Here is a 25310-nt window from a genome sequence, read left to right on the forward strand (position 1 = left end):
GATCTCCAGTAGGGGGCGAACAGGCCGGAGAAGGCCGGGACGAAGTAGACGCCGCCGTTGTCGTCGACCTGCCGGGCCAGCGACTCGCTCTGCGCAGCGCCGGAGATGATGCCGAGCTGGTCGCGCAGCCACTGCACCGCCGACCCCGTCACCGCGATCGAACCCTCCAGCGCGTACACCGGCTTCTCGGATCCGAACTGGTAGCAGACGGTCGTCAGGAGCCCGTTCTTCGACCGGACGAGCTCCTCTCCCGTGTTGAGCAGGAGGAAGTTGCCGGTGCCGTAGGTGTTCTTGGCCTCGCCGGGGGAGAAGCACACCTGCCCGACCGTCGCCGCCTGCTGGTCGCCGAGCGCTGCGGTCAGGGGCACCTCGCCGCCGAGCGGGCCGTTCGCGCGGGTCGTGCCGTAGGCGTCGGGCGCCGAGGACGGCTTGATCTCCGGCAGCATGGAGCGCGGGATCCCGAACAGCGCCAGAAGCTCGTCGTCCCAGGAGAGGGTCTCCAGGTCCATGAGCATGGTCCGGCTGGCGTTGGTGGGGTCGGTGACGTGCACGCCGCCGTCCGTCCCGCCCGTGAGGTTCCACAGCACCCACGAGTCGGTCGTACCGAAGATCGCGTCGCCCTTCTCGGCGGCCTCGCGGACGCCGTCGACGTTCTCCAGGATCCACTGGATCTTCCCGCCGGAGAAGTACGTGGCCGGGGGGAGGCCGGCCTTGCGGCGGATGAGGTCGCCCTTGCCGTCCCGCTCCAGGGCCGCGGCGATGCGGTCGGTGCGGGTGTCCTGCCAGACGATCGCGTTGTAGTAGGGGCGGCCGGTGCGCCGGTTCCACACCACGGTCGTCTCGCGCTGGTTGGTGATCCCGAACGCGGCCAGGTCGCCGTGTGACAGGTTCGCCTTGTTCAGGGCGGACTGGATGACCGAGCGCGTCCGCTCCCAGATCTCGGTGGGATCGTGCTCGACCCAGCCGGCCCGGGGCAGGATCTGCTCGTGTTCGAGCTGGTGGCGGGCGATCTCGTTGCCGCCGTGGTCGAAGATCATGAATCGGGTGCTGGTCGTGCCCTGGTCGAGGGCCCCGACGAAGTCAGCCATGCGCGCGTTCTCCTGGAGTCGTGGTGGACGGGACGGGGCGGTTCACGCCGCCTCGTACTCGGGCTCGGGCTTCGTGAGCCCCTGCGGGTCCTCCTCGGCGGGGGGCAGGAACCGTCCGATCAGGACCTTGTAGAGCCCGACGCCGAGCACGCCGCCGATGAGCGGGCCGATGATCGGCACCCAGAAGTACAGGTCGCCGTTCTGGTCCCGCCAGGCGGTGCCGTAGCCGGTGAGGAACGAGGCGAGCCGGGGGCCGAAGTCGCGGGCCGGGTTGATCGCGTAGCCGGCGTCGGTGCCCCATGCCATGCCGATCGCGACGACCAGCAGGCCGATCATGAACGGGCCCAGGTTCGCCAGCGGCGGGGAGTTGCGCACGTCGGTGAGCGCCTTGATCACGAAGAGCAGGATGGCGGTGCCGATCACCTGGTCCCGGAACGCGCCCCAGGTGCCGACCGGCAGCGTGCCGTTGCCCGGCAGGGTTGAGAACACGCCCTGGGTCTTGATGGTGTGGCCGGGGTCGACCTTGGCCAGCACCTCGCTGTAGTTCCAGCGGACGATCAGCGCCGCGACGAACGCCCCCGCGGTCTGCGCGGCGATGTAGGGCGCCGTCTTGCGCCAGGAGAACTCCTTGAAGACGGCCAGGGCGACGGTGACGGCGGGGTTGAGGTGGGCGCCGCTGATCCTGGCCGCGACGTACACGCCGAGCGTGACGCCGAGGCCCCAGGCCCAGGCGATGCTGTCGTGGTCGCCGATCTCGGCTCCGGCGACCTGGGCGACGACGCCGACGCCGAACAGGATGAGGATCAGGGTGCCGGCGAACTCGGCGGCGAGCTCGCCGGCCAGTGCGGGGATTCGGGTGCGTTCCGCCATGGGTACTCCTCGGGAGGTGGGGTGGACGCGAGCCCCGTGAGGCTGGCTGGACGGTAAGCCGGGACGGAACGCCTGACAACGGGAGCCTGCCGACAATGTCGAACACTTTCGTCCCGGCGCGGCGGCGGTTACCCTCCACCCTGTGCACCAGATCACACAATCCGGGCAGTTCAGGACGCATCGGACGATGATCGCGGCGGCTGCCGACATTGTCGGCATGTCGCCGGTGGACCTACCATCGGCTCCATGCCCGGACCTGTGCAGTCGATCGAGCGGGCGGCCGCGATCCTGCGCCTGCTGGCGGCGAGCTCGGGACGGCTCGGGGTCGGCGAGATCGCCAGTTCGCTGGGCCTGGCCCGGGGCACCGCGCACGGCATCCTGCGCACCCTGGAGCGCGTCGGCTTCGTCGAGCAGGACGGCGGAACGGGCAAGTACCAGCTCGGCGCCGCGCTGCTGCACCTCGGCACCAGCTACCTGGACGTCAACGAGCTGCGGTCCCGGGCCATCAACTGGGCCGACGCGCTCGCCTCGCGCACCGGCGAGGCCGTCCGGATCGGGACGCTGCTGGACGGGAAGGTCCTGGTCGTCCACCACGTGTTCCGCCCGGACGACACCCTCCAGGCCATGGACGTCGGCTCGCTGCTGCCGCTGCACGCCACCGCGCTCGGCAAGGCACTGCTCGCGCACGACGCCAACGCGGCGGCGTCCATCCGCGACACCGTCCTCGAGTCCTACTGCCGGCGCACCGTCACCGACCCCAAGGAGCTCGCACGGGCCGCCTCCCGCGTCCGGGAGAACGGCTGGGCCGCCGAGGCCGAGGAGCTGTCCATCGGCGAGGCCGGGATCGCCGCCCCGATCCGCGGGCACGGCGGGCTCGTCGTCGGGGCCATCGGCATCTCCGGCGCGGTCGAGCGGATCTGCGACTCCCGCCGCGTCCCCGACCCGAGGCTCGTGGCCTACGTGCGCGACGCCGCCCGCGCCGTCTCACGGGATCTCGGCGGCTCGCGCTGGTGACGCCCCGCCGTCCGTCTCGCCGTCCGTCCCGACGCCGCCGCGGCGGCGTGGGGAGGCGCGTCCTGGGGGAGGGGGCCGACCGTGACCGAACGGTACGTGATGTCGATCGACCAGGGCACCACGTCCACCCGGTGCATCCTGTTCGACCACGGCGGCCGCCTGGTGTCGGTGGCGCAGCGCGAGCACCGGCAGCACTTCCCGAAGCCCGGCTGGGTCGAGCACGACCCGATGGAGATCTGGCGCAATCTCGAGCGCATCGCACCGGAGGCGCTCGCCCAGGCCGGCGCGACGCCCGGCCAGGTCGCGGCGGTCGGGATCGCGAACCAGCGGGAGACGACCGTCCTGTGGGACCGGCTGACCGGCGTCCCGATCGGCCGCGCCATCGTCTGGCAGGACATGCGGACCGGCCCCCTCGTGGACGAGCTGGCCCGCGCCCCCGGCGCCGCGATGGTCACCGAGCGCAGCGGGCTGCCGCTGGCCACCTACTTCTCGGCCCCGCGCGTGCGCTGGATGCTGGACCACACGCCGGGCCTGCGGGAGCGCGCCGAGCGCGGCGAGGTCCTGTTCGGCACGATGGAGAGCTGGCTGATCTGGAACCTCAGCGGCGGCGTCGACGGCGGCGTCCACGTGACCGACGTGACCAACGCCAGCCGCACGCTGCTGATGGACCTGCGCACCCTGTCCTGGGACGACGGCCTGCTCGACTTCTTCGGGGTGCCGAAGGCGATGCTGCCGGAGATCCGGTCGTCCACCGAGACCTACGGGACGGCCCGCCGCGTGTTCCCCGGCGTGCGCGTCGGCGCCGCCCTCGGCGACCAGCAGGCCGCGCTGTTCGGGCAGGCGTGCTTCTCGCCGGGCGAGACCAAGTGCACCTACGGGACGGGCGCGTTCCTGCTGATGAACACCGGCACCACGCCGGTGAGGTCGGACAACGGGCTGCTCACCACCGTCGGCTACAAGATCGGTGACGAGCCCGCGGTGTACGCGCTGGAGGGCTCGATCGCGATCACCGGGGCGCTGGTCCAGTGGTTCCGGGACGGCCTCGGGCTGATCAGCACGGCGCCGGAGATCGAGACGCTGGCCCGCACCGTCGGGGACAACGGCGGCTGCTACATCGTCCCGGCCTTCTCCGGGCTGTTCGCCCCGCACTGGCGCAGCGAGGCACGGGGCATCATCGTCGGCCTGACCTCCTACATCACCAAGGGCCACCTGGCGCGGGCCGTGCTGGAGGCGACGGCCTGGCAGACCCGCGAGGTCGTGGACGCGATGAACGCCGACTCCGGCCTCTCGCTGAAGGAGCTGAAGGCCGACGGCGGCATGACCTCGGACAACCTGGTCATGCAGATGGTCGCCGACGTGCTGAACGTGCCGGTCGCCCGGCCGATGGTGGTGGAGACGGTGTCGCTCGGCGCCGCCTACGCCGCCGGGCTCGCGGTCGGGTACTGGGCGGGGCTGGAGGGGCTGCGCCGCAACTGGCACCGCGCCGCCCGCTGGGTCCCGGCGATGGAGCCCGCCTGGAGGGCGGCCGAGTACGACAACTGGAAGCGCGCGGTTGAGCGCACGTTCGACTGGATCCGCGCGGGGGAGGACCCGGCCGCGGCGCCCTAGGCTCGGCGCCGCCCTAAGCCCGGTGCAGCCCTAAGCCCGGTGCAGCCCTACGCCCGGTGCCGCTCGACGAGCTGCCGGACGATCACGTTGCGCTGGATCTCGTTGGTCCCCTCGCCGACGATCATGAGCGGGGCGTCCCGGAAGTAGCGCTCGACGTCGAACTCGGTGGAGTAGCCGGCCGCGCCGTGGATGCGGACCGCGTTGAGCGCGATCTGCATCGCCGCCTCCGAGGCGTACAGCTTGGCCATGCCCGCCTCCATGTCGCAGCGCTCGCCCGCGTCCAGGCGTTCGGCGGCGTCGAGGGTGAGCAGCCGGGCCGCCCGCAGCTGGGTGGCCATGTCGGCGAGGTAGTTGCCGATCGACTGGTGCTGCCAGATCGGCTTGCCGAAGGCCTCGCGCTGCTGGGCGTAGCGCAGGGAGTCCTCCAGGGCGGCGCGCCCGACGCCGAGGGCGCGCGCCGCGACCTGGATGCGGCCGACTTCGAGGCCGCGCATCATCTGAGCGAAGCCGCGCCCCTCCTCGCCGCCGAGGACCGCGTCGAGCGGCGCCTCGTAACCGGCGAAGGACAGCTCGCAGCTCTCCACGCCCTTGTAGCCGAGTTTCGGCAGGTCGCGGGAGACGGTCAGGCCGGGGCCCTTCTCGACCAGCAGGATGCTGATGCCCCGGTGCCGGGGCGAGGCGGCCGGGTCGGTCTTGCACATCAGCGCGATGAGACCGGACGTGCGCGCGTTGGTGATCCACATCTTGGCGCCGTCGACGCGGTACCGGTCGCCGTCCCTGCGCGCGGTCGTGCCCATGGCCTGGAGGTCGGAGCCGCCGGACGGCTCGGTGAGCGCCATCGTGGCGCGCAGCTCGCCGGTCGCCATCCGGGGCAGGTAGCGGTCCTTCTGCTCCTCGGTGCCGTACACGGCGAGCAGGTGGGAGACGACCGTGTGCCCGCCGAACGCGCCCGCGAGCGTCATCCAGCCGCGCGCCAGCTCCTCGGTGACCAGCGCGTAGCAGGCCTTGGAGACGTTGGCGTCGCCGTACGGTGCGGGCACGGCGAGTCCGAAGACGCCGAGCCGCTTCATGCGGTCGATGAGGTGGGCGGGGTAGGTTCCCGCGTGCTCCAGGTCGCGGGCGACCGGGCGGACCTCCTTGTCGACGAAGTCCGCGACGACCTCGACGATGGCGCGCTCCTCGTCGCTGAGCGTGAACACGGCTCCACCCCCTCCGGTTCTGTGTTTCATATATTTGATAGGAAAATACCGGCTGTCAACGGGAGGGCGGGCCGCCGCCCGTCCATAATGTGAACCCACCACCAGGCGCACGGGAGACGATGAGAGTGGCACTTTCCGGTGACCGGGCCCTCGGCCGGCGCCGCCAGCTGAGCGACGAGGTGGCCGCCTACGTCCGCGAACTCATCATGTCGGGCCAGGTCAGGCACGGGGAGTTCCTCCGACTCGAGCGCATCGCCGAGGACCTCGGGATCAGCGTGACCCCCGTCCGGGAGGCCCTGCTGTCGCTGCGCGGCGAGGGCTTCGTCACGCTGGAGCCGCGCCGCGGGTTCATGCCGGCGCCGCTCACCCGCCAGGACGTCCAGGACCTGTTCGAGGCGCAGGCGTACTTCGCCGGCGAGCTGGCCGCCCGCGCCGCCGGAAGGATCACCGAGGCGGAGCTGGAGTCGCTCGACCGCACGCAGGCGCTCCTGGAGGAGGCGTCCAAGGCTCGCGACTCCGCGGCCATCGAGCGCGCCAACCACCAGTTCCACCGGATCGTCAACCTGTGCGCGGGCTCGCCCAAGACGTCCTGGCTGCTCCAGCTCGTGGTGCGGTACGCCCCGCGCCGCTTCTACTCCAGCATCGAGGGCTGGACGCAGGCGTCGGTCGACGACCACCACCTCGTGCTGGCCGCGCTGCGAGCCGGGGACGCCGACGCGGCGCGGCAGGCGATGCGCGCCCACATCCGGCATGCGGGGACGCTGCTCGTGGTGCACCTGGAGGCGCAGGGCTTCTGGAACGAGCAGCCCGGCTGATCCACCGGGACCCTTTCCCCGGCTTTCCGGTTCGCATATCGTATAAAAAATTTCCAGGAGGGTTGATGGACGACCGGGACTCCGAACCGGCGCGCGGCGCCGTGGTCGCCACCGCCGACCACGGCGCGACGCGGGTGCTGACGCTGAACCGGCCCGAGGCCCGCAACGCGATCGACATCCCGATGCGCGAGCGGCTCGCGGACGAGGTGCGGCGCGCCGCGGACGACCCCGGCGTCCGGGCCGTGGTGCTGACCGGCGCGGCGGGGACGTTCTCGGCGGGCGGCGACGTCCGCTCGATGGCGCGCGCCGGACCGGACGCCGTCCGGGCGCGGCTCGACCCCGTGCACGAGACCGTCCGGCTCATCGCGACCTGCGGGACGCCGTTCATCGCCGCGGTCGAGGGCGCCGCCGCCGGGCTCGGCGTGTCCCTCGCCGCCGTGTGCGACCACGTGGTCGCCGCCGAGGACGCCCGGTTCGTCGCCGCGTTCGGCAAGGTCGGCCTCGTCGCGGACGGCGGCCTGCTCTGGACCCTCCCGCAGCGCGTCGGCATGGGCCGCGCCAAGCAGATGCTGGTGTTCGGCCAGACCGTGCCCGCGCCGCGCGCCTACGAGATCGGACTGGCCGACTCCCTGGCGCCGCCCGGCGCGGCCCTGGACGCCGCGCTGGAACGCGCCGCCGAGGCCGCCGCGCTCGCCCCGCTGTCGGTCGCCGCGGCCAAGCGCCTCCTCGCCCGGACCGACCAGAGTCTGGACCGCCTGCTGGACGCGGAGCGGGAGGAACAGACAGCGCTGTTCGCCAGCGCCGACTTCACCGAGGGCCGGGCCGCGTTCGCCGAGCGCCGCCCGCCGCGCTTCGAGGGCCGCTAGGGAGGACCGGGACGTGAGCAGGCTGCAGCAGACCCACGGGCTCACGGACGAGCAGCGGGAGATCATCGCGACCGTCCGGGCGTTCGTCGACAAGGAGATCCTCCCGGTCGCGACCGGGCTGGAGCACGCCGACGCCTACCCGCAGGCGATCGTGGACGGGATGCGGGACCTCGGGCTCTTCGGCCTGACCATCGCCGAGGAGCACGGCGGGCTCGGGGAGTCGCTGCTGACCTACGCGCTGGTGGTGGAGGAGCTGTCGCGCGGCTGGATGAGCGTGTCGGGCATCGTCAACACCCACTTCATCGTCGCGTGGATGATCGCCCAGCACGGCACCGCCGAGCAGAGGGCGCACTACCTGCCGAGGATGGCGACCGGCGAGATCCGGGGCGCGTTCTCGATGTCGGAGCCGGGCTGCGGGTCGGACGTCTCGGCCATCAGGACCCGCGCCGTACCGGACGGGGACGACTACGTGATCGACGGCCAGAAGATGTGGCTGACCAACGGCGGTTCGGCGAACCTGGTGGCGACGCTGGTCAAGACCGACCCCGCCGCCGGCCACCGCGGCATGACCGCGTTCCTGGTCGACAAGGAGCCCGGTTTCGGCGAGGTCGCGCCCGGCCTCACCGTCCCCGGCAAGATCGACAAGATGGGGTACAAGGGCGTCGACACCACCGAGCTGCTCTTCGACTCCTACCGGATCCCGTCCGCGCAGGTCCTGGGCGGGACGCCCGGACGCGGCTTCTACCAGATGATGGACGGCGTCGAGGTCGGCCGCGTCAACGTGGCGGCGCGCGGCTGCGGCGTGGCCCGCCGCGCCTACGAGCTCGCCCTGGCCTACGCGCGGCGGCGCGAGACGTTCGGAAAGCCGATCGCCGAGCACCAGGCCGTCCTTTTCCGCCTGGCGGAGATGGCCACCAAGGTCGAGGCGGCGCACCAGATGATGGTGATGGCGGCGCGCCGCAAGGACTCCGGCGAGCGCAACGACCTGGAGGCCGGGATGGCCAAGTACCTGGCCAGCGAGTACTGCAAGGAGGTCGTGGAGGACGCGTTCCGCATCCACGGCGGCTACGCCTACTCCAGGGAGTACGAGATCGAGCGCCTGTACCGGGAGGCCCCGATGCTGCTGATCGGCGAGGGCACCGCCGACATCCAGAAGATGGTCATCGGCCGCCGGCTGCTGGAGGAGCGGTGACCGGTGCGGCCGCCGGACCGCCGCTCGCGGGGATCACCGTCGTCGCCCTGGAGCAGGCGGTCGCGGCGCCGTTCGCCACGCGGCAGCTGGCCGACCAGGGCGCCCGCGTCATCAAGGTGGAGCGCGTCGACGGCGGCGACTTCGCCCGCGCCTACGACACGGGCGTGCGCGGCGGGCTCGGCACGCACTTCGCGTGGCTCAACCGGTCGAAGGAATCGGTCGCGCTCGACCTCAAGCGCGAGGAGGGCCGCGCGGTGCTCGCCGACCTGGTCGCGCGCGCCGACGTGTTCCTGCAGAACCTGGCGCCCGGCGCGGCCGCCCGGCTCGGGTTCGGCGCCGAGGAGCTGCGCGCCCGCGACCCCCGGCTGATCGTGGTCGAGATGTCGGGCTACGGCTCGCGGGGGCCGTACCGGGACAAGCGCGCCTACGACATGCTGGTCCAGGCCGAGGCGGGGCTGATCTCGGTCACCGGCACGCCGGAGACGCCCGTCAAGGCGGGCTCGCCGCTGGCCGACATCGCGGCCGGGATGTACGCCTTCTCCGGGACGCTCGCCGCGCTCGTGCGGCGCGGCGCGACCGGTGCGGGCGCGTCCATCGAGATCACGATGTTCGACGCGGTCGCCGAGTGGATGGGGCAGGCGATGTACACGACGCTCTACACCGGCTCCCCGCCGCCGCGCACGCGGCTGAGCCACCCCGTGATCGCCCCGTACGACGCCTACCCGACGTCCGACGGCGCGGACGTGGTGATCGGCGTCCAGAACGACCGCGGCTGGGCGGCGCTGGCCGCCGGCGTGCTGGAGCGGCCCGACCTCGTGACGGACCCCGAATACGCGACGAATCGGGCAAGGGTCCGCAACCGGGAGAGGGTGGACGCGCTGGTCGCGGGCGTCACGTCCCGCATGGGACGGGAGGAACTGCTGCGGCGGCTCGACGAGGCGGGAGTGCCGAACGCGTCCCTGAACGACGGGCACGGACTCGTCGCCCACCCGCAGCTCGCCGAGCGGGACCGGTGGCGGGAGGTGGGCTCGCCGGTCGGCGGCATCCGGGCCCTGCTCCCGCCGATCACGTTCGCCGACGCCGAGCCGCGCATGGACCCGATCCCGGCGCTCGGTGAGCACACCGACGCCGTGCTGCGCGAGCTGGGACGCGACGACGCCGCCATCGAGGCCCTGCGCTCCGCCGGCGCGGTCGCCTGACCTCCGCGCCGGCGCCGGTCTCCGACGGCGACGCCCCGAAGGCCGGCGGATATCGTGGCGGCATGGCCAGTCAGACCCCCGCCTCAGCCCCCGGTCGCCGCAGGGAGGAACTGCGCGACTTCCTGCGCACCCGCCGCGCCCGCCTCGCCCCCGGCGACGTCGGCATGCCCGACGGGGGACGGCGCAGGACGCCGGGCCTGCGCCGCGAGGAGGTCGCCGTCCTCGCGGGGGTCGGGGTGTCCTGGTACACGTGGCTGGAGCAGGGCCGCGACATCAAGGTGTCCGGGGACGTCCTCGACGCGATCGGGCGGGCCCTGCGGCTGGACGGCGCCGAGCGCGAGCACCTGTACCTGCTCGCGGGGCTGAACCCGCCCCGGGCGGAGGCCGGCCCCGCCGTGCCGATCACGCCCGAGCTGCGGCGGGTGCTGGACGCCTGGTCCCCGCGCCCCGCCTACGTCCGCGACCGCCACTGGAACTTCGTCGCGATCAACGACGCGGCCCGCGAGGTGTTCGGGTACGGCGACACCGACCACAACTGCCTGGTCACCTACTTCACCAACGTCCGGTACCGGTCGATGCACACCCACTGGGCCGCCGCCGCGCCCGACGTCGTGGCGCGGTTCCGCGCCGACGCCGCCCGCTACCCCGATGACCCCGAGTTCGAGCGGATCGTCGAGGACCTGCTGGCGGTCAGTCCCGAGTTCGCCGAGCTGTGGCCCCGCCACGAGGTGAGCGCGGGCGCCCAGGCGGTCAAGGGCATCAGGCACCCGGACGCGGGGGAGCTGGTCTTCGAGGGCACGCTGCTGCCGCTCGCCGACCGTCCGGGCCACCACCTGGTGCTGCACAACCCGCGCCCCGGCACCGGCACGCAGGAGCGCCTCGAACGGCTGATGGCGCGCCGCGAGCTCGCCGCCGCGGGCTGACCCGGCCCGCCCAGGGTGGTGGTCCCACACCCAGGATGAGCAGAGTCTGTTCGCCCTCCGGTCCGTCCAGCACGATCGTCCTCATGAGGAACGAAGGAGACATCATGAGGACGCGGGACTTCGCGGGCACGCCGGTGGGCGCCGTCGGCCTCGGGTGCATGGGCATGAGCTGGGCCTACAGCGAGTCCGAGCGCGACGACGACGCCTCGGTGGCGCTGATCCGGGAGGCGCTCGACCTCGGCGTGACGTTCCTGGACACCGCGCAGCCCTACGGCGACGGCCACAACGAGGCCCTCGTCGGGCGGGCGCTGGCGGGGCGCCGGGACGAGGCGGTCGTCGCCACCAAGACGGGCCTGGTCGTGGAGTCGCCGGCCACCCGGGAACTCGTCCGGAACGGAACGCCGGAGCATGTGAAGGCGTCCGCCGAGGACAGCCTGCGCCGCCTCGGGACGGACGTGATCGACCTTTACTACCTGCACCGGGTCGACCCGCGGGCGCCCCTCGCCGACACGTGGGGCGCGATGGCCGAACTGGTCGCCGAGGGCAAGGTCCGCAGGCTGGGCCTGTCGGAGGTCAGCGTCGCGCAGGCCGCCGAGGCGCACGCGATCCACCCGGTCGCCGCCGTCCAGTCGGAGCTGTCGCTGTGGACCCGCGACGCCGTGGGGGCGCCCGGGGGGATGGCCGGCACCCTGCCGGGCGACGCCTCCGGGACGGGGGACGGGCCGGGCGACGTGGTCGGCTGGTGCGCCGCCAACGGCGCGGTGTTCGTGCCGTTCTCGCCGCTCGGCCGCGGCTTCCTCACCGGGACGGTCACCGCGGCCGACTTCGAGGACACCGACTTCCGCGGCGGCAACCCGCGATTCCAGGAGGAGGCGCTGAAGGCCAACCTGCGCATCGTCGAGGTGGTCAAGGCGGTCGCCGCGCGGCACGGCGCCACGCCGGCCCAGGTCGCCATCGCCTGGACGCTGGCGCAGGGCGAGCACGTCATCCCGATTCCCGGCACCAAGAAGCCGAAGTACCTGCGCGACAACGCCGGCGCCGCCGGCCTGGACCTCACCGAGGCCGACCTCGCGGAGCTGGACGGCGTCCCCGCGGCCGTCGGGGGGCGTTACTGATGCGGGCCGTCACGATTCCCGAGTTCGGTAGCGCGGACGTGCTGCGCCAGGCCGAGGTGTCCATCCCCGAGCCCGGGCCGGGTCAGGTGTCCATCGACGTGGCGTACGCGGGCGCGAACTTCGCCGAAGTCCTCTACCGCCGGGGCGTCGTGAACGTGCCGCTGCCGTTCGTCCCCGGCATCGAGGTGTCCGGGCACGTCCGGGCGGTCGGGCCGGACGTGGAGGGGCTGCGCAGGGGCCAGCCCGTCGCCGCGCTGACGATCGTGGACAGCGGCGGCTACGCCGAGGTCGCGGTCACCTCCGCCGACCTCGTCGCGCCGCTCGACGGCCTCGACCTCGGGCTGGACGTCGCGGCGGCCGTCCCGTCCAACGGGGCCACCGCCTTCCTCGTCCTGGACCGGGTCGCGCGCATCGAGCCGGGCGAGACGGTGCTGGTGCACGCGGCCGCCGGGGGCGTCGGCAGCCAGCTCGGCCAGGCCGCCCGGCTGCTCGGCGCGGGCCGGGTGGCCGGCACGGTCGGCGGCCCCGCCAAGATCGAGACCGCGCGCGGGTTCGGCTACGACGACGTCGTCCTGCGCGACGCGCTGCCGGGCGAGGTCGCGGGCCTCACCGGCGGGCGCGGGTTCGACATCGTCGTGGACATGGTGGGCGGCCCCGCCCGCCGCGCGAGCCTGGACGCCCTCGCCCCGATGGGCCGGATGGTCGTGATGGGCAACGCGTCCGGCGCCGACGACGTGGGCATGTCGGCGAACGAGCTGTGGTTCGCCAACAAGACGGTGTCCGGGTTCAACCTCGCGGCGTTCGCGGGCGTCGCGCCGGCCGACGCCGGACGCGCCCTGCGCCGCGCGGTCGCCGCCGCCGCGTCCGGCGACCTGCGGGTCCAGGTCGAGGCACTGCCCCTGGAGCAGGCGGCCGAAGCGCACGAGCGCATCGAGTCGGGCGCCACGACCGGCAAGCTCGTCCTGGCGGTCAAGGGCTGACCTTCAGGAGTCGTCCCCCGGCCTGCGGGCGGTCATCGCGCCGCGTTCCGGCCGGGGGCCGGGGCCTGGGCGGCCAGGGCCAGCAGTTCGTCGACCGTCCACTGGTCGTAGGCGTGCTCGCCGTACTTGGCCGCGACGAGCCTGCCGTCGGAGCCGATCAGGAAGTCGGCGGGCAGGCCGAAGCGGCCGCCGTCGGGCAGCAGCCTGGGAGCGCGCTCGCGTCGCCGCAGGACGTCCCAGGTGCCGCGGACGACGGCGCGGAGGACCGTCCCCCACACGCGCGGGGCGAGCAGCGCGCGCCGCGCCGACTCGACGCCGAACTCGGCGTACAGCCGCTTCGCCGGGTCGCCGACCACGGGGAACGGCAGGTCGCCGACGTACTCGCGCAGCTCCTCCGCGGTGGAGTGGAAGACCACGACCTCGCTGATCCCGGCGGCCTCGATCTCGCCGTGCCGCAGCACGATCGAGCGCAGGTGCAGGTTGCAGATCGGGCAGCCGGCGAACCGGCGGAACTGCAGGTGGACGAGGCGGCCGGGGTCGGGGACGGGAACCGGCGGCCCGGAGACCGGGGTCAGCTCCCGCGCGGGGACATGGGAACCGGGTGCCAGATGCATGGGCGGTCCTTTTAGGAGTATGACGTACGCCTACGAGGGTAAGCGTATGTCATACGCTGTCAAGCGCCATGCCTCGACCACGCTCCCTCAGCACCGAGCGGCTCGCGGGAGCCGCGCTCGCCGTCATCGACCGGGACGGCCTCGCCGGGCTCTCCATGCGCGCCGTCGCCGAGGAGCTCGGAATGAGCACCATGGCGCTCTACCGGTACGTGCGCGACCGCGAGGAACTGGAAGGGCTGGTCGTCGACCTGGTCTACGCCGAGGTCGACGCCGCGCCGCCGCCCGCCGGGCCGTGGGAGGCGCGGGTCGAGACGATGGCCCTGCGGCTGCGGGACGCGTTCGGCGCCCACGCCGCGATCATGCCGCTGACGCTCACCCGAAGGCACGAATCGGCGGGATCGCTCTGCTGGGGCGAGACGGTCGCCGGAATCCTCGCCGACGCGGGCTTCGCCGGCCCGCGCGCGGCGATCGCGCTCCGCGCGCTGATCGCCTACATCGTCGGCGCGATCCAGCTGGAGCACCTGGGCGGGCTGGAGGGGGAGGGGACCGCCGTGCTCGCCGGGCTGCCCGCCGACGCGTTCCCCCACCTGTCGCGGACCGCGCGGCACGGCCGCCGGATCGGCCCCGACGAGGAGTTCCGCGGGGGCCTGGCGGCCGTGCTGCGCGGCCTGGGCGAAGGCCCGTCCTAACCGTTGCGGGCCCCGTCGCCCGCCAGGTACGAGCGCTGCGCGGCGATGGCCTCGGCCGCCTGCCGCACGATGGAGCCGATCAGGTCGGCGCAGTCCGGCAGGTCGTCGATCACGCCGACGACCTGCCCCGACGCCATCACGCCGAGGTCGGGCCGGCCGTCCACCATGGCGGCCTTCAACAGCATGGGCGTGTTGGCGGCCATCAGGACCTGCGACCACGACAGGTCCTTGCCGTGCTTCATCGCCTTCCCGTCGGCGATCATCTCCCGCCACGACATGCCGGACAGCTTCTTGAACCGGGCGCCGTTGCGCAGCGCCCGGACGAGCCCGCCGACGCGGCCGGAGTCCTCCAGCGCGTCGACCAGGCCGCTGCGCAGCACGCGGTGCGGCATGCCGTCCACCTGGCGCGTCACCACGGTCTCGCCGGTCCGGAGGTAGACCTGCTTGACCGCGTCCGGAACCGAGCTGTCGGACGTCAGCAGGAACCGGGTGCCCATCGCGACGCCCGCGGCGCCGTAGGCGAGCGCGGCGGCGAGGCCGCGCCCGTCGAAGAAGCCGCCGGCCGCGATCACCGGGATGTCGACGGCGTCCACAACCTGGGGGAGCAGCAGCGTGGTGGCGACGGGGCCGGTGTGCCCGCCGCCCTCTCCGCCCTGCACCAGGACGGCGTCGGCCCCCCAGCCCGCGACCTTCTCCGCGTGCCGCCGCGCGCCGACCGACGGGATCACCACGAGCCCGGCGTCCTTGAGCTTGGCGATCAGCTCCCGCCTGGGCGCGAGCGCGAAGGAGGCGACCTTCACGCCCTCCTTGATGAGCAGGTCGATGCGGTCGCCCGCGTCCCCGGCGTCGGCCCGCAGGTTGACCCCGAACGGGGCGTCCGTGCGCTCCTTGACCTCGTGGATCGCGTCCGCGAGCTGGTCGAGCGTCATCGTCGCCGACGCCAGCACGCCGAGCCCGCCCGCGTTCGCCACGGCCGTGACGAGCCGCGGCCCGGCCACCCATCCCATGCCCGTCTGGACGACCGGGTGCCGCACACCCGTCAGCCGGGTCAGCGGAGTGTCGAGCACCTGCCCGGCGCCCGCCCCGCTCACGCCTGCTCCTTGCGAGGAGGCGACCCCCCGGTTCGCTTCGCTCATGCTGGGACCTCCCGCTCGCGCAGTCCCTTGGGGTCGAGGACCTCGCGCATGATCCGCAGTTCCTCGGCGTCCGGCAGCCGCGTCTCGGGCACCTCGGCCGGGACGGCGAGCTCGAAGCCGGTGGCCGCGACCACGTCCTCGACGCCCACGCCGGGGTGGACCGAGCGCAGCCGCATCCGTCTCTCGGGGGTCTCGAAGTCGAGCACGGCCAGGTTGGTCACCACGGCGCGGATCTCGTGCGCGCCCCGGTCCCAGCCGACGCCGCTCACCATGTCGACCTTCTCGGTGAACACGCGCGCCGAGTGCTTCGGCACCCAGTAGCTCGTCGTGTTCAGCAGCGTGTTCCCCGGCCCGCCGCGCACGCCGAGGAGCTGCCGCGAGGGCTGCTTCCAGTCGCCGATGCACGAGATGTTGGTGTTGCCGTGCGCGTCGATCTGGCTCGGCCCCATCACCACGTGCCGCCGCCCGTTCAGGACGAGCCACAGGTGGTCGCGGAAGGGCAGCCAGCCCTCGACCGTCCCTGCCTGCGCGCCGAGCGGGACGGGCTCGGCGCTCAGCGACGGCCCGCCGTCGGTGGTCAGGAGGTCGGGCGCGAACGTCGCGCGCGCCAGCCGGGACCCCAGCATCGGGACGAACCCGGCCACCGCGGCCGCGACGATCTCCCCGTCGCCCCGGAACAGGTCCGCGCACGCGGCCGCGCACACCTCGGCCCTCGTCGCCTCGCTCATCGCGCCTCCTCCCGCCAGACCCGGACCGCGTCCTGGTAGGCGGCCTCGTCGCCGGAAAGGAACCGCTCGCTGAAGGCCGCCCACCGGTCGGGATCGGCCGCCGACTGCGCGTACAGCTTCTGGAACGCCTCGTCCCGCCCGAAGTCGGGCAGGCAGTCGGTGAAGTGCGCGCCGTTCGGGGTCTCCACCACGCCCGCCACCTGCGACCGGCTGATCAGCAGCGACTGCACCGGCCCCTCCTTGGCGAAGTCGGCGGTGTCGACGAGCCGCTCGCACGACACGTAGGTCCGGTCGGCCGCCTTGGCGAACAGGTCGTCCATGTACGGGTCGGGGCCGAGGTACTGGGCGTTGCCGCGCGCGTCGGCGCGGTTCATGTGCACCAGCGCCGCGTCCATCCGCAGGGCGGGGACGGCGACGAGCTCCTGCCCGTCCTCGTAGGGCGACCGGACCGTCCGCAGTTCCGGGTTGACCCTCATCACGTCGGAGCCGAGGCCGACCGGGGTGGGCAGGAACGGCAGCCGGTGCGCCGCCGCGTACAGCCCGAACATGAATATGCCCTCGTCGTACTCGGTCAGCTCGATGGCCCCGGACTGGCGCGCCTGCCGGAAATGCGGCTCCAGCGGGATCGAGTCCATCGTCACGAACGCGGTGACGAGCCTGCGGACCTTGCCCGCCGCGCACAGCAGCCCCACGTCCGGCCCGCCGTAGGCGACGACGGTGAGGTCGGTGACGGGGGAGCGCAGGATCGCCCGCACCAGCGCCATCGGCTTGCGCCGCGAGCCCCAGCCGCCGATCCCGATCGTCATGCCGCTCTCCAGCGACCCCGCGATCTCCTCGACGGACATCACCTTGGAACTCATCGGCCCCCCTTGGCGACGAAGGCGTCGCGGTGCTCGTCGCCCGCGCCGACCAGGTTCAGCTCGAACGTGAACCCCTGCTCGTAGCGGTAGCTGCGCCTGACGTCGACCGGGTCGATGCCGTTGAGCGACTCCTTGGCACGCCGGATCACGTACCGGTCCTTCGCGGCGATGCCGGCGGCGACCTCCATCGCCTTGGCGCGCAGCTCCCCGGCCGGGACGACCTCCAGCACCGAGCCGTGGTGGTGCAGCTCCTCGGCCGTGACGTTGCGGCACGTGTAGACCATCGCCCGCATCAGGTGCTGCGGGACGAGCCGGGCGAGGTGGGTGGCGGCGCCGAGCGCGCCCCGGTCGACCTCGGGCAGCCCGAAGTAGGCGTCCCGCGAGGCGATCACGATGTCGGCGTTGCCCGCCAGGCCGACGCCGCCGCCGAGGCAGAAGCCGTGCACCGCGGCCACGACCGGGACCTCGCAGTCGTAGACGGCCGCGAACGCCGCGAAGCAGCCGCGGTTGGCGCCGACCAGCGCGGCGTGGCCCTCGGTGCTCTGCATCTCCTTGATGTCGACGCCCGCGTTGAAGCCCCGGCCCTCGGCGCGGAGCACGACGGCGCCGACCCCGGGGTCGCGGCCCGCCGCGAGCACCGCGTCGGCCAGCTCGTACCAGCCCGCGACGGTCAGGGCGTTGACCGGCGGCGCGTCCACGACGATCTCGGCGACCCCGTCCAGGGTCGTGGTGGAGACTCCCATGCGCTACCTTTCCACCAAACATTTGTTAGAACAGACGGTAGCAGAGCCGTCCGGAGGAGGCGGAATGTCATCGGAGCCGGAGGGCGCGGGGTACTCGGAACCGGAGGCGGCATGTCACTGACGCTCGACCTGGAGGGCAGGACCGTCGTGGTGACGGGCGGCGTCCGCGGGGTGGGCGCCGGGATCAGCCGCGCCTTCCTGGAGGCCGGAGCCGACGTGGTCGCGGTCGCCCGCCGCGAGCCGGAGGCGGTGCCCGAGGCCGGAGGGCGGGCCGCCCGGTTCGTCTCGCTGGACGTGCGCGACCCCGACGCCGTGCAGGCCTTCGCGGACGGCCTCGACCGCGTGGACGTGCTCGTCAACAACGCGGGCGGCGCCCCGTACCTGCCGGTGGCCGACGGCTCCCTGCGCACCCACGTCAAGATCATGGAGCTGAACCTGACGGCCCCGCTGATCATGGCCCGCGCGCTGCGCCCGCGGATCATGGAGGCCGGGGGCGGCTCGGTGATCAACATCGGCAGCGTCAGCGGGGTGCGCCCCTCGCCCGGCACCGCCGCCTACGGCGCCGCCAAGGCGGGGCTGCACAACCTCACCCAGTCCCTGGCCGTCGAGTGGGCGCCGCACATCCGGGTCAACACGCTGGTCCTCGGGATGGTCCGCACCGAGCTGGCGCACCTGCACTACGGGGACGAGGACGGCGTCGCCGCGGTGGCGGCGACCGTCCCGCTGGGCCGCCTCGCCGACCCCTACGACATCGGCGCCGCCTGCGTGTTCCTGGCGTCCGACCTGGCGTCCTACGTGACCGGCTCGTCGATGCAGGTGCACGGCGGGGGAGAGCGCCCCGCCTTCCTGGACGCCGCCACCGTCATCAAGGAGGAAACGCGATGATCTGCAAGGACCGGGTGGTCGCCGTCACCGGCGCCGGACGCGGCCTCGGCCGCGCGCACGCGCTGGAGTTCGCCCGGCAGGGCGCCCTCGTCGTCGTCAACGACCTCGGCGTCGCGCGCGACGGCACCGGCGACGCCTCCGAGGGCCCCGCCCACGACGTCGTGCGGGAGATCGAGGCGCTCGGCGGGCGGGCGGTCGCCAGCACCGACGACATCGCCACCGACGAGGGCGCCGCCGCGCTGGTCGCCGCGGCGACCGGCGCGTTCGGGCGGCTGGACACCCTCGTCAACAACGCCGGGTTCCTGCGCGACCGGATGCTGGTCAACCTCGGCGAGGACGAGTGGGACGCCGTCATGCGCGTGCACCTCAAGGGCCACTTCCTGCCGCTCAAGCACGCCGGGCGGTACTGGCGGGCCGAGAGCAAGGCCGGCCGCGCCGTGGACGCGCGCGTCGTCAACACCTCCTCCGGCGCCGGGCTGCTCGGCAGCGTCGGCCAGGGCAACTACTCCGCCGCCAAGGCGGGCATCGTCGGGCTGACCCTCGTGGCCTCCGCCGAGCTCGCCCGCTACGGCGTGACGGTCAACGCGATCGCGCCCGCCGCCCGCACCCGGATGACCGAGGAGGTCTTCGCGCAGACGATGGCCGCCCCCGCCGAGGGCGAGTTCGACGCCATGGCGCCCGAGAACGTCTCGCCGCTCGTGGTCTGGCTCGGCTCCGCGCAGTCGCGGGACGTCACCGGGCGGGTGTTCGAGGCCGAGGGCGGCAGGATCTGCGTGATGGACGCCTTCCGCCACGGCCCCGCCGCGGACAAGGGCGCGAGGTGGGACCCGGCGGAGGTCGGCGACGTCGTCACGGACCTCCTGGCGAAGGCCCCCGCCCCCGAACCCGTCTACGGAGCCGGCTGACCGGCGGCCGCCGCCCGGCGCGGCGGGTCGTCGTCAGCGCGGCCGGTAGTCGTTCAGGTACCAGCGAACCTTCTCGGCGTACGGCCGGACCCGCGCCGGGACGCCGCCCGACTTCACGACCGTCGTGGCGGAGGTGCGGTAGGCGGCGGCCAGGTTCAGGGCCGGGTCGCCCGGCACGTTCTTGAGGTCCTTCCCCCAGTAGCACAGGAACCGGCCCATCGCGGGGATCGACAGCTCCGGGGTGATCTGGGCGGGCCTCGGCTCGGGGTTGTCGAGGCCGCCGGGCTGCCAGAACGCCAGCACATGCGGCGTCCACCGGGCGATGCCGTACTCGTCGTGCGCCGGGTCGGACAGGTGCGGGTCGTAGCCGCTCTCCGCCTTCAGCATCGCCGCGATCAGCGCCGGGCTCAGCCCGCGCAGCTCGCACCACGTCCCGGCCTGGACCACCAGGTCGCGGTAGCGGGCGGGGACGTCGGACCCCGCCCGCAGCCACTGCCTGTTCCGCTCCTGCGGGGGAGTGCCGCCGTCGCCCCGGTGGGGGAGCCCCGCGAACGCGACGGCGGCCACGGCCACCGCGGCGGCCGCACCGGCCGCCGCGACCGCCGCCCGCCGGCCGCGCCGGTGCTCGCCCGGCGGGCGCCCTCTCGGCGCGAGCGCGCCGGTGCGCGTCTCCCCGGAGGCCCGCGCCAGCGCCTCCCCGAAGTCCGCCGCCGTCGCCCAGCGCCTGTCACGGTCGGGATCGAGCGCGCGCATCACGGCCGCGCCGACCCCGGAGGGGACCGCGGCCAGGGTCTGCCCGAGCGGGCGCGGGGGCATGGCCGGCGGCTCCCCGGTCAGCAGGTGGTGGGTCAGCGCGCCCAGGCCGTAGACGTCCGCGCGGCGGTCCGGCGCGCCGTCCACCTGCGTCTGCTCGGGCGCCATGTAGCCGGGCGATCCGGCGGGCAGCGTCAGCCTCGACAGGTGCTCCCCGGTGCGCGCGATGCCGAGGTCGGCGATCATGATGCGCTCGCCGCCGCCGGGGGCCGACCGCAGCAGCACGTTGGACGGCTTCAGGTCGCGGTGCACGATGCCGAGGTCGTGCAGCTCCTGCACGCCCCGGATGATCTCCTGTGCGGTGCGCAGCGCCTCGCCCGGCGGGAGCGGCCCGCCGGCGAGCCGCTCGGCCAGCGTGCCGCGGTCGGCGTAGGTCATCACGAAGTAGGGCCGGCCGTCCGGCAGCTCCCCGATGTCGAAGACCTGCACCAGCCGGTGCGAGTCGGCGCGGCGCAGCAGCCGCGCCTCCTGGACGAACCGGTCCCGCACGTCGGTGCGCAGGGTCCAGTGGCCGGCCAGGATCTTGATCGCGACGGGGGAGTCGAGGTCGGGGTCGTGCCCCAGCCAGACCGAGGCGAAGCCGCCGGATCCGAGGTGGCTGTCGATCCGGTAGCGCCCGGCGGCGATCGGGGTCTCCACGTCTCCCAATCATGAATGACGGGCCGGGCCCCGCGCAGTGGCTTTGGGTGAAGGATCAGGCGCGGATCGTGGCCGGGGGAGGAGGAATGCGGCTTACCGGCACGGCGTTGTAAGGGCCGGATAATGGATCGCACTGGCCGGGGTGTTCCGGCTACGGTGCGAAGGTTGTGGGGTGAGCGGGGCCCTGGGGGCCTGGAACCCTATCCTTGTCGATGGTTATGGGGACGAGTGTGGAATCGCCGCTCGCCGGCCTGCGCGCGCGCCTGCCGCAGTTGATGCTGCGCGACCAGCACCGGCTGCGCCGCAGGATCGACGGCGCCCAGAAGACGCGGGACGCCGCGCGCCGGGCGAAGGTCGCCGAGGAGATCGCCGCCGAGGTCGAGGCCGCCGAGCGGCGGGTCGAGCGGCGGCGTCTCGCCGTGCCCGAGATCACATATCCGGCGCAGCTGCCGGTGTCGCAGAAGAAGGACGACATCCTCGCCGCGATCCGCGACCACCAGGTCGTGATCGTCGCGGGCGAGACCGGCTCCGGCAAGACGACTCAGATCCCCAAGATCTGCCTCGAACTGGGCAGGGGCGTGCTCGGCTCCATCGGCCACACCCAGCCGCGGCGGCTCGCCGCGCGGACGGTCGGCGACCGCATCGCCGAGGAGCTCGGCACCGAACTCGGCGAGACCGTCGGCTACAAGGTGCGCTTCACCGACCGGTCGAGCGACGACACGCTCGTGAAGCTGATGACCGACGGCATCCTGCTCGCCGAGATCCAGACCGACCGGCTGCTGCGCCAGTACGACACGCTCATCATCGACGAGGCGCACGAGCGCAGCCTGAACATCGACTTCCTCCTCGGCTACGTCAGGGAGATCCTGCCGCGCCGCCCCGACCTCAAGGTGATCATCACCTCCGCGACGATCGACCCGGAGCGGTTCTCCGCGCACTTCGGGGACGCGCCGATCGTGGAGGTGTCCGGGCGCACCTATCCGGTCGAGGTCAGGTACCGCCCCGTCACCGACCCGGACGACCCGTCCGCCGACCCCGACCGCGACCAGGTCCAGGCGATCGTCGACGCGGTCGACGAGCTCGGCCGCGAGGAGCCCGGCGACGTCCTGGTGTTCCTCAGCGGCGAGCGGGAGATCCGCGACACCGCCGACGCGCTCACCAAGCACTTCACCCGCCGGCGCGGGACGACCGAGGTCCTGCCGCTGTACGCGCGGCTGTCGTCGGCCGAGCAGCACCGGGTGTTCCAGCCGCACCGCGGGCGGCGGGTCGTGCTCGCCACCAACGTCGCGGAGACGTCGCTGACCGTCCCCGGCATCAAGTACGTCGTCGACCCCGGCACCGCGCGCATCTCCCGCTACAGCCACCGGCTGAAGGTGCAGCGGCTCCCGATCGAGCCGGTCTCGCAGGCCTCGGCGAACCAGCGCAAGGGCCGCTGCGGCCGCGTCTCCGAGGGCGTGTGCATCCGGCTGTACTCCGAGGAGGACTTCGAGTCCCGCCCGGAGTTCACCGAGCCGGAGATCCTGCGGACCAACCTCGCGTCGGTCATCCTGCAGATGACCGCGCTCGGCCTCGGCGACATCGCCGCGTTCCCGTTCGTGGAGCCGCCCGACCGCCGCAACGTCAAGGCCGGCGTGGAGCTCCTGCACGAACTCGGCGCGATCGACCCCGCCGAGAAGGACCCGCGCAAGCGCCTCACCCCGCTCGGCCGCCGGCTGGCCCAGCTGCCCGTCGACCCGCGGCTCGGGCGCATGATCCTGGAGGCCGACCGCAACGGCTGCGTCCGCGAGGTGCTGATCATCGCGGCGGCGCTGTCCATCCAGGACCCGCGCGAGCGTCCCGCCGAGAACCAGCAGGCCGCCGACGAGCGGCACCGCCGGTTCGCCGACCCCGGCTCCGACTTCCTCGCCTACCTGAACCTGTGGAACTACCTGCGCGAGCGGCAGGCGGAGCTGTCGGGCAGCGCGTTCCGCCGCATGTGCAAGAACGAGTTCCTGCACTACCTGCGCATCCGCGAGTGGCAGGACCTGCACGGCCAGCTCAAGCAGGTCGCCAGGTCCCTCGGCGTCACGCTCAACACCGCCGACGCGCCGCCCGACCGCATCCACACCTCGCTGCTCGCCGGCCTGCTGTCCCACATCGGGCTGATGGACGTCGACAAGAAGGACAAGCAGCGGCGCGGGCAGGAGTACCTCGGCGCCCGGGGCGCGAAGTTCGCGGTGTTCCCGGGGTCGTCGCTGTTCAAGAAGCCGCCGCGCTGGGTGATGTCGGCGGAGCTGGTCGAGACGTCCCGGCTGTGGGGGCGGATCAACGCCCGGATCGAGCCCGAGTGGGTCGAACCCCTCGCGCAGCACCTGGTGAAGCGCAACTACAGCGAGCCGCACTGGTCGAAGAAGCAGGCGGCCGTCATGGCGCGCGAGAAGGTCACCCTCTACGGGGTCCCGATCGTCGCCGACCGCCGCGTCAACTACGGCGCCATCGACCCGGCCCTGTCGCGCGAGCTGTTCATCCGGCACGCGCTCGTCGAGGGCGACTGGGAGACCCACCACCGGTTCTTCCACGACAACCGCGCCCTGCTGGACGAGGTGGAGGAGCTGGAGCACCGCGCGCGGCGCCGCGACATCCTCGTCGACGACGAGACCCTCTTCGACTTCTACGACGCGCGGATCCCCGAGGACGTCGTCTCCGGGCGGCACTTCGACGCCTGGTGGAAGAAGGCCCGGCGCGCCGACCCCGACATGCTCGGGTTCGAGAAGTCGATGCTCATCAACGAGTCGGCGGGCGGCGTCAGCGAGTCCGACTACCCGGACGTGTGGCAGCAGGGCGCGCTGCGGCTGCGGCTCACCTACCAGTTCGAGCCGGGCACCGACGCCGACGGCGTCACCGTGCACATCCCCGTCCAGGTCCTCAACCAGGTGCGGCCCGCCGGCTTCGACTGGCAGGTGCCGGGCCTGCGCGCCGAACTGGTCACCGAGCTGATCCGGTCGCTGCCGAAGCTGCTGCGCGTCAACTTCGTCCCGGCGCCCGACTACGCCCGCAAGATCCTCGATCGCGTCGCGCCGCGCACCGAGCCGCTGCTGGACGCCCTGGAGCGCGAGCTGACCGCGATGACGAGCGTGCCGGTCGCGCGGGAGGCGTGGGACCCGTCCCGGCTGCCCGCCCACCTGCGCATCACCTTCCGGGTCCTGGACGCGGCGGGCCGGACCCTCGGGGAGGGCACCGACCTGGACGAGCTGAAACGCCGCCTCGCCGGGAAGGTGCGCGGGACGCTGTCCAAGGCCGCGTCCACGATCGAGCGGTCCGGGCTCACCGCGTGGACGATCGGCGAGCTGCCCCGCACCTACGAGCGCAACCAGGCCGGGTACGACGTCAAGGCATATCCGGCGCTCACCGACGAGGGCGACGCCGTCGCCGTTCGCATGTACGAGACGGAGGCCGAGCAGCGCCGCGCGATGTGGCTCGGCACGCGGCGGCTGATCCTGCTGAACGCGCCGTCGCCGGTGAAGCTCATCCAGAGCCGCCTGACCAACCAGGGCAAGCTGGCGCTCAGCCACAACCCGCACGGCTCCGTCGCGGCGCTGTTCGACGACTGCGTCACCGCCGCCGCCGACCGGCTCATCGCCGAAGCGGGCGGGCCCGCGTGGGACGAGGACGGCTTCCGCACCCTGTACGACCGGGTCCGCGCCGACCTGCACGACGCGACGGCCCAGATCGTCGCCTTGGTCGAGCGGATCCTCGCGGAGTCGCACGAGATCGACCGGCGGCTGCGCGGTACGGCGAGTCTCACGCTCGTGCCCGCGCTCACCGACGTCCGCGGCCATCTCGGCACGCTGGTGCGGCCGGGGTTCGTCACCGCGACCGGCTGGGCCCGGCTGCCGGACCTGCCGCGCTACCTGCGCGCCCTGCAGGTGAGGCTCGACAAGCTTCCCGAGAACCCGGGACGCGACCGCATGCTCGCGCACCAGGTCGAGGTGCTGGCGCAGGAGTACGACCAGGCGTTGCGCCGGCTTCCCCCGTCCCGGCGCGAGGAGGAGCCGGCCCGGCAGATCCGCTGGATGCTGGAGGAGCTGCGGGTCAGCCTCTTCGCCCAGCAGCTCGGCACGCGCTTCCCCGTCTCCGACAAGCGCATCCGCAAGGCGATGGCCCAGCTCTAGACGGGCGTGCGCGCGAACAGCTCCAGGTGCCCGCACCGGCGGCACCGCAGGGCGTCGATCTGCCAGCGGGGCCGGCCCATGCGCTTCGCGCCGCCGAGGAAGCCCTTCTCCAGCGGGCCGAGGATCCAGCGGGCGTAGCCCTTGGAGTGCTCGCCCGCGTCCTCGATGAAGCCCGGTTCGAGGTCGTCGCCCTCGCACTGCGTGCACGTCGGCTGCGTCATGCCGGGAGGGTAGCGGGTCACGCGGGCGGGGGAGCGGCGGGACGACGCGTGATCATG

Annotated in this window: 23 protein-coding genes; 13 read left to right on the top strand and 10 right to left on the bottom strand. The window is 73.3% G+C overall.

Going from position 1 to position 25310, the window contains the following annotated elements:
• Both glpK (AB0C87_RS37205) and AB0C87_RS37210 read right to left on the bottom strand, forming a co-directional pair.
• The coding region (gene glpK / locus AB0C87_RS37205) for a glycerol kinase GlpK (protein WP_360581551.1) at nucleotides 1-1088 on the bottom strand (1088 nt) is incomplete at its 3' end.
• Between the two features lie 42 nt (nucleotides 1089-1130).
• Nucleotides 1131-1958, bottom strand: coding sequence for an MIP family channel protein (locus AB0C87_RS37210; RefSeq protein ID WP_353834719.1), 828 nt, complete (start codon nucleotides 1956-1958; stop codon nucleotides 1131-1133).
• Nucleotides 1959-2204: 246 nt separating this feature from the next.
• Between AB0C87_RS37210 and AB0C87_RS37215 the strand changes: the two genes are divergently transcribed.
• Together AB0C87_RS37215 and glpK (AB0C87_RS37220) are read left to right on the top strand one after the other, a co-directional pair.
• Nucleotides 2205-2972, top strand: a complete 768-nt coding sequence (locus AB0C87_RS37215; protein WP_345187363.1) for an IclR family transcriptional regulator — start codon at nucleotides 2205-2207, stop codon at nucleotides 2970-2972.
• Nucleotides 2973-3053: 81 nt separating this feature from the next.
• Nucleotides 3054-4580: a glycerol kinase GlpK gene (gene glpK, locus AB0C87_RS37220; protein ID WP_360581552.1), complete on the top strand. Its 1527-nt coding sequence runs from the start codon at nucleotides 3054-3056 to the stop codon at nucleotides 4578-4580.
• A 47-nt stretch (nucleotides 4581-4627) separates the two neighbouring features.
• Here the strand turns inward: glpK (AB0C87_RS37220) and AB0C87_RS37225 are convergent, their stop codons facing one another.
• Entirely contained in the window at nucleotides 4628-5779 is a 1152-nt protein-coding gene (locus AB0C87_RS37225; protein WP_360581553.1) for an acyl-CoA dehydrogenase family protein, read from the bottom strand.
• A gap of 125 nt (nucleotides 5780-5904) precedes the next feature.
• On the opposite strand from AB0C87_RS37225, the gene AB0C87_RS37230 reads away from it, so the two are divergent.
• From AB0C87_RS37230 to AB0C87_RS37260, 7 genes are all read left to right on the top strand, one after another.
• Nucleotides 5905-6594, top strand: a complete 690-nt coding sequence (locus AB0C87_RS37230) for a GntR family transcriptional regulator (RefSeq protein ID WP_345187370.1) — start codon at nucleotides 5905-5907, stop codon at nucleotides 6592-6594.
• Between the two features lie 65 nt (nucleotides 6595-6659).
• Nucleotides 6660-7460 (top strand): enoyl-CoA hydratase/isomerase family protein, encoded by an 801-nt coding sequence (locus AB0C87_RS37235; RefSeq protein WP_360581554.1) that lies wholly within the window; start codon nucleotides 6660-6662, stop codon nucleotides 7458-7460.
• A gap of 13 nt (nucleotides 7461-7473) precedes the next feature.
• The gene (locus AB0C87_RS37240; RefSeq protein WP_345187376.1) at nucleotides 7474-8652 is read left to right on the top strand and encodes an acyl-CoA dehydrogenase family protein; all 1179 of its coding nucleotides are present in this window, start codon (nucleotides 7474-7476) and stop codon (nucleotides 8650-8652) included.
• On the top strand, nucleotides 8649-9851 hold the full coding sequence (locus AB0C87_RS37245) for a CaiB/BaiF CoA-transferase family protein (protein ID WP_360358247.1): 1203 nt from the start codon (nucleotides 8649-8651) through the stop codon (nucleotides 9849-9851). The genes AB0C87_RS37240 and AB0C87_RS37245 overlap by 4 nt, the downstream gene beginning before the upstream one ends.
• 62 nt (nucleotides 9852-9913) lie before the next feature.
• The gene (locus AB0C87_RS37250; RefSeq protein ID WP_345187381.1) at nucleotides 9914-10774 is read left to right on the top strand and encodes a helix-turn-helix transcriptional regulator; all 861 of its coding nucleotides are present in this window, start codon (nucleotides 9914-9916) and stop codon (nucleotides 10772-10774) included.
• Nucleotides 10775-10878: 104 nt separating this feature from the next.
• Nucleotides 10879-11889 (top strand): aldo/keto reductase, encoded by a 1011-nt coding sequence (locus AB0C87_RS37255; RefSeq protein ID WP_360581555.1) that lies wholly within the window; start codon nucleotides 10879-10881, stop codon nucleotides 11887-11889.
• Entirely contained in the window at nucleotides 11889-12869 is a 981-nt protein-coding gene (locus tag AB0C87_RS37260; protein WP_360581556.1) for a zinc-binding dehydrogenase, read from the top strand. Before AB0C87_RS37255 ends, AB0C87_RS37260 begins: the two co-directional genes overlap by 1 nt.
• Before the next feature lie 32 nt (nucleotides 12870-12901).
• On the opposite strand, the gene AB0C87_RS37265 is transcribed toward AB0C87_RS37260, so the two are convergent.
• Nucleotides 12902-13483 carry a peroxiredoxin-like family protein gene (locus AB0C87_RS37265; protein WP_360581557.1) on the bottom strand — a complete coding sequence of 194 codons (582 nt, stop codon included), beginning with the start codon at nucleotides 13481-13483 and terminating at the stop codon, nucleotides 12902-12904.
• 68 nt (nucleotides 13484-13551) lie between these two features.
• On the opposite strand from AB0C87_RS37265, the gene AB0C87_RS37270 reads away from it, so the two are divergent.
• Complete coding sequence (locus AB0C87_RS37270; RefSeq protein WP_360581558.1) at nucleotides 13552-14172, top strand: TetR/AcrR family transcriptional regulator; 621 nt, start codon at nucleotides 13552-13554, stop codon at nucleotides 14170-14172.
• On the opposite strand, the gene AB0C87_RS37275 is transcribed toward AB0C87_RS37270, so the two are convergent.
• Genes AB0C87_RS37275 through AB0C87_RS37290 form a run of 4 tightly spaced genes read right to left on the bottom strand, consistent with a single transcriptional unit; the run spans nucleotide 14169 to nucleotide 17639 of the window.
• Nucleotides 14169-15263: a nitronate monooxygenase gene (locus AB0C87_RS37275; protein WP_360581559.1), complete on the bottom strand. Its 1095-nt coding sequence runs from the start codon at nucleotides 15261-15263 to the stop codon at nucleotides 14169-14171. The genes AB0C87_RS37270 and AB0C87_RS37275 overlap by 4 nt on opposite strands.
• 41 nt (nucleotides 15264-15304) lie before the next feature.
• The gene (locus tag AB0C87_RS37280; protein ID WP_360581560.1) at nucleotides 15305-16036 is read right to left on the bottom strand and encodes a CoA-transferase; all 732 of its coding nucleotides are present in this window, start codon (nucleotides 16034-16036) and stop codon (nucleotides 15305-15307) included.
• A complete protein-coding gene (locus AB0C87_RS37285; protein ID WP_360581561.1) occupies nucleotides 16033-16896 on the bottom strand; it encodes a CoA-transferase in 864 nt (287 codons plus the stop codon). Before AB0C87_RS37285 ends, AB0C87_RS37280 begins: the two co-directional genes overlap by 4 nt.
• Nucleotides 16893-17639, bottom strand: coding sequence for an enoyl-CoA hydratase family protein (locus AB0C87_RS37290; RefSeq protein ID WP_345187400.1), 747 nt, complete (start codon nucleotides 17637-17639; stop codon nucleotides 16893-16895). Before AB0C87_RS37290 ends, AB0C87_RS37285 begins: the two co-directional genes overlap by 4 nt.
• Before the next feature lie 111 nt (nucleotides 17640-17750).
• On the opposite strand from AB0C87_RS37290, the gene AB0C87_RS37295 reads away from it, so the two are divergent.
• Both AB0C87_RS37295 and AB0C87_RS37300 read left to right on the top strand, forming a co-directional pair.
• Nucleotides 17751-18524, top strand: a complete 774-nt coding sequence (locus tag AB0C87_RS37295; RefSeq protein ID WP_360581562.1) for an SDR family oxidoreductase — start codon at nucleotides 17751-17753, stop codon at nucleotides 18522-18524.
• A complete protein-coding gene (locus tag AB0C87_RS37300) occupies nucleotides 18521-19429 on the top strand; it encodes an SDR family oxidoreductase (protein ID WP_360353272.1) in 909 nt (302 codons plus the stop codon). Before AB0C87_RS37295 ends, AB0C87_RS37300 begins: the two co-directional genes overlap by 4 nt.
• Before the next feature lie 33 nt (nucleotides 19430-19462).
• On the opposite strand, the gene AB0C87_RS37305 is transcribed toward AB0C87_RS37300, so the two are convergent.
• Complete coding sequence (locus AB0C87_RS37305; RefSeq protein ID WP_360353270.1) at nucleotides 19463-20881, bottom strand: serine/threonine-protein kinase; 1419 nt, start codon at nucleotides 20879-20881, stop codon at nucleotides 19463-19465.
• A gap of 218 nt (nucleotides 20882-21099) precedes the next feature.
• Here AB0C87_RS37305 and hrpA point away from each other — a divergent pair, with 218 nt between their 5' ends.
• Nucleotides 21100-25032: an ATP-dependent RNA helicase HrpA gene (gene hrpA, locus AB0C87_RS37310; RefSeq protein ID WP_360581563.1), complete on the top strand. Its 3933-nt coding sequence runs from the start codon at nucleotides 21100-21102 to the stop codon at nucleotides 25030-25032.
• On the opposite strand, the gene AB0C87_RS37315 is transcribed toward hrpA, so the two are convergent.
• Nucleotides 25029-25253, bottom strand: coding sequence for a hypothetical protein (locus AB0C87_RS37315; protein ID WP_353834736.1), 225 nt, complete (start codon nucleotides 25251-25253; stop codon nucleotides 25029-25031). The two genes, hrpA and AB0C87_RS37315, sit on opposite strands and share 4 nt — an antisense overlap.
• Between the last annotated feature and the right edge of the window lie 57 nt (nucleotides 25254-25310).

The organism is Actinomadura sp. NPDC048021 (assembly GCF_040653135.1).
Classification (GTDB): Bacteria; Actinomycetota; Actinomycetes; order Streptosporangiales; family Streptosporangiaceae; genus Spirillospora; species Spirillospora verrucosospora.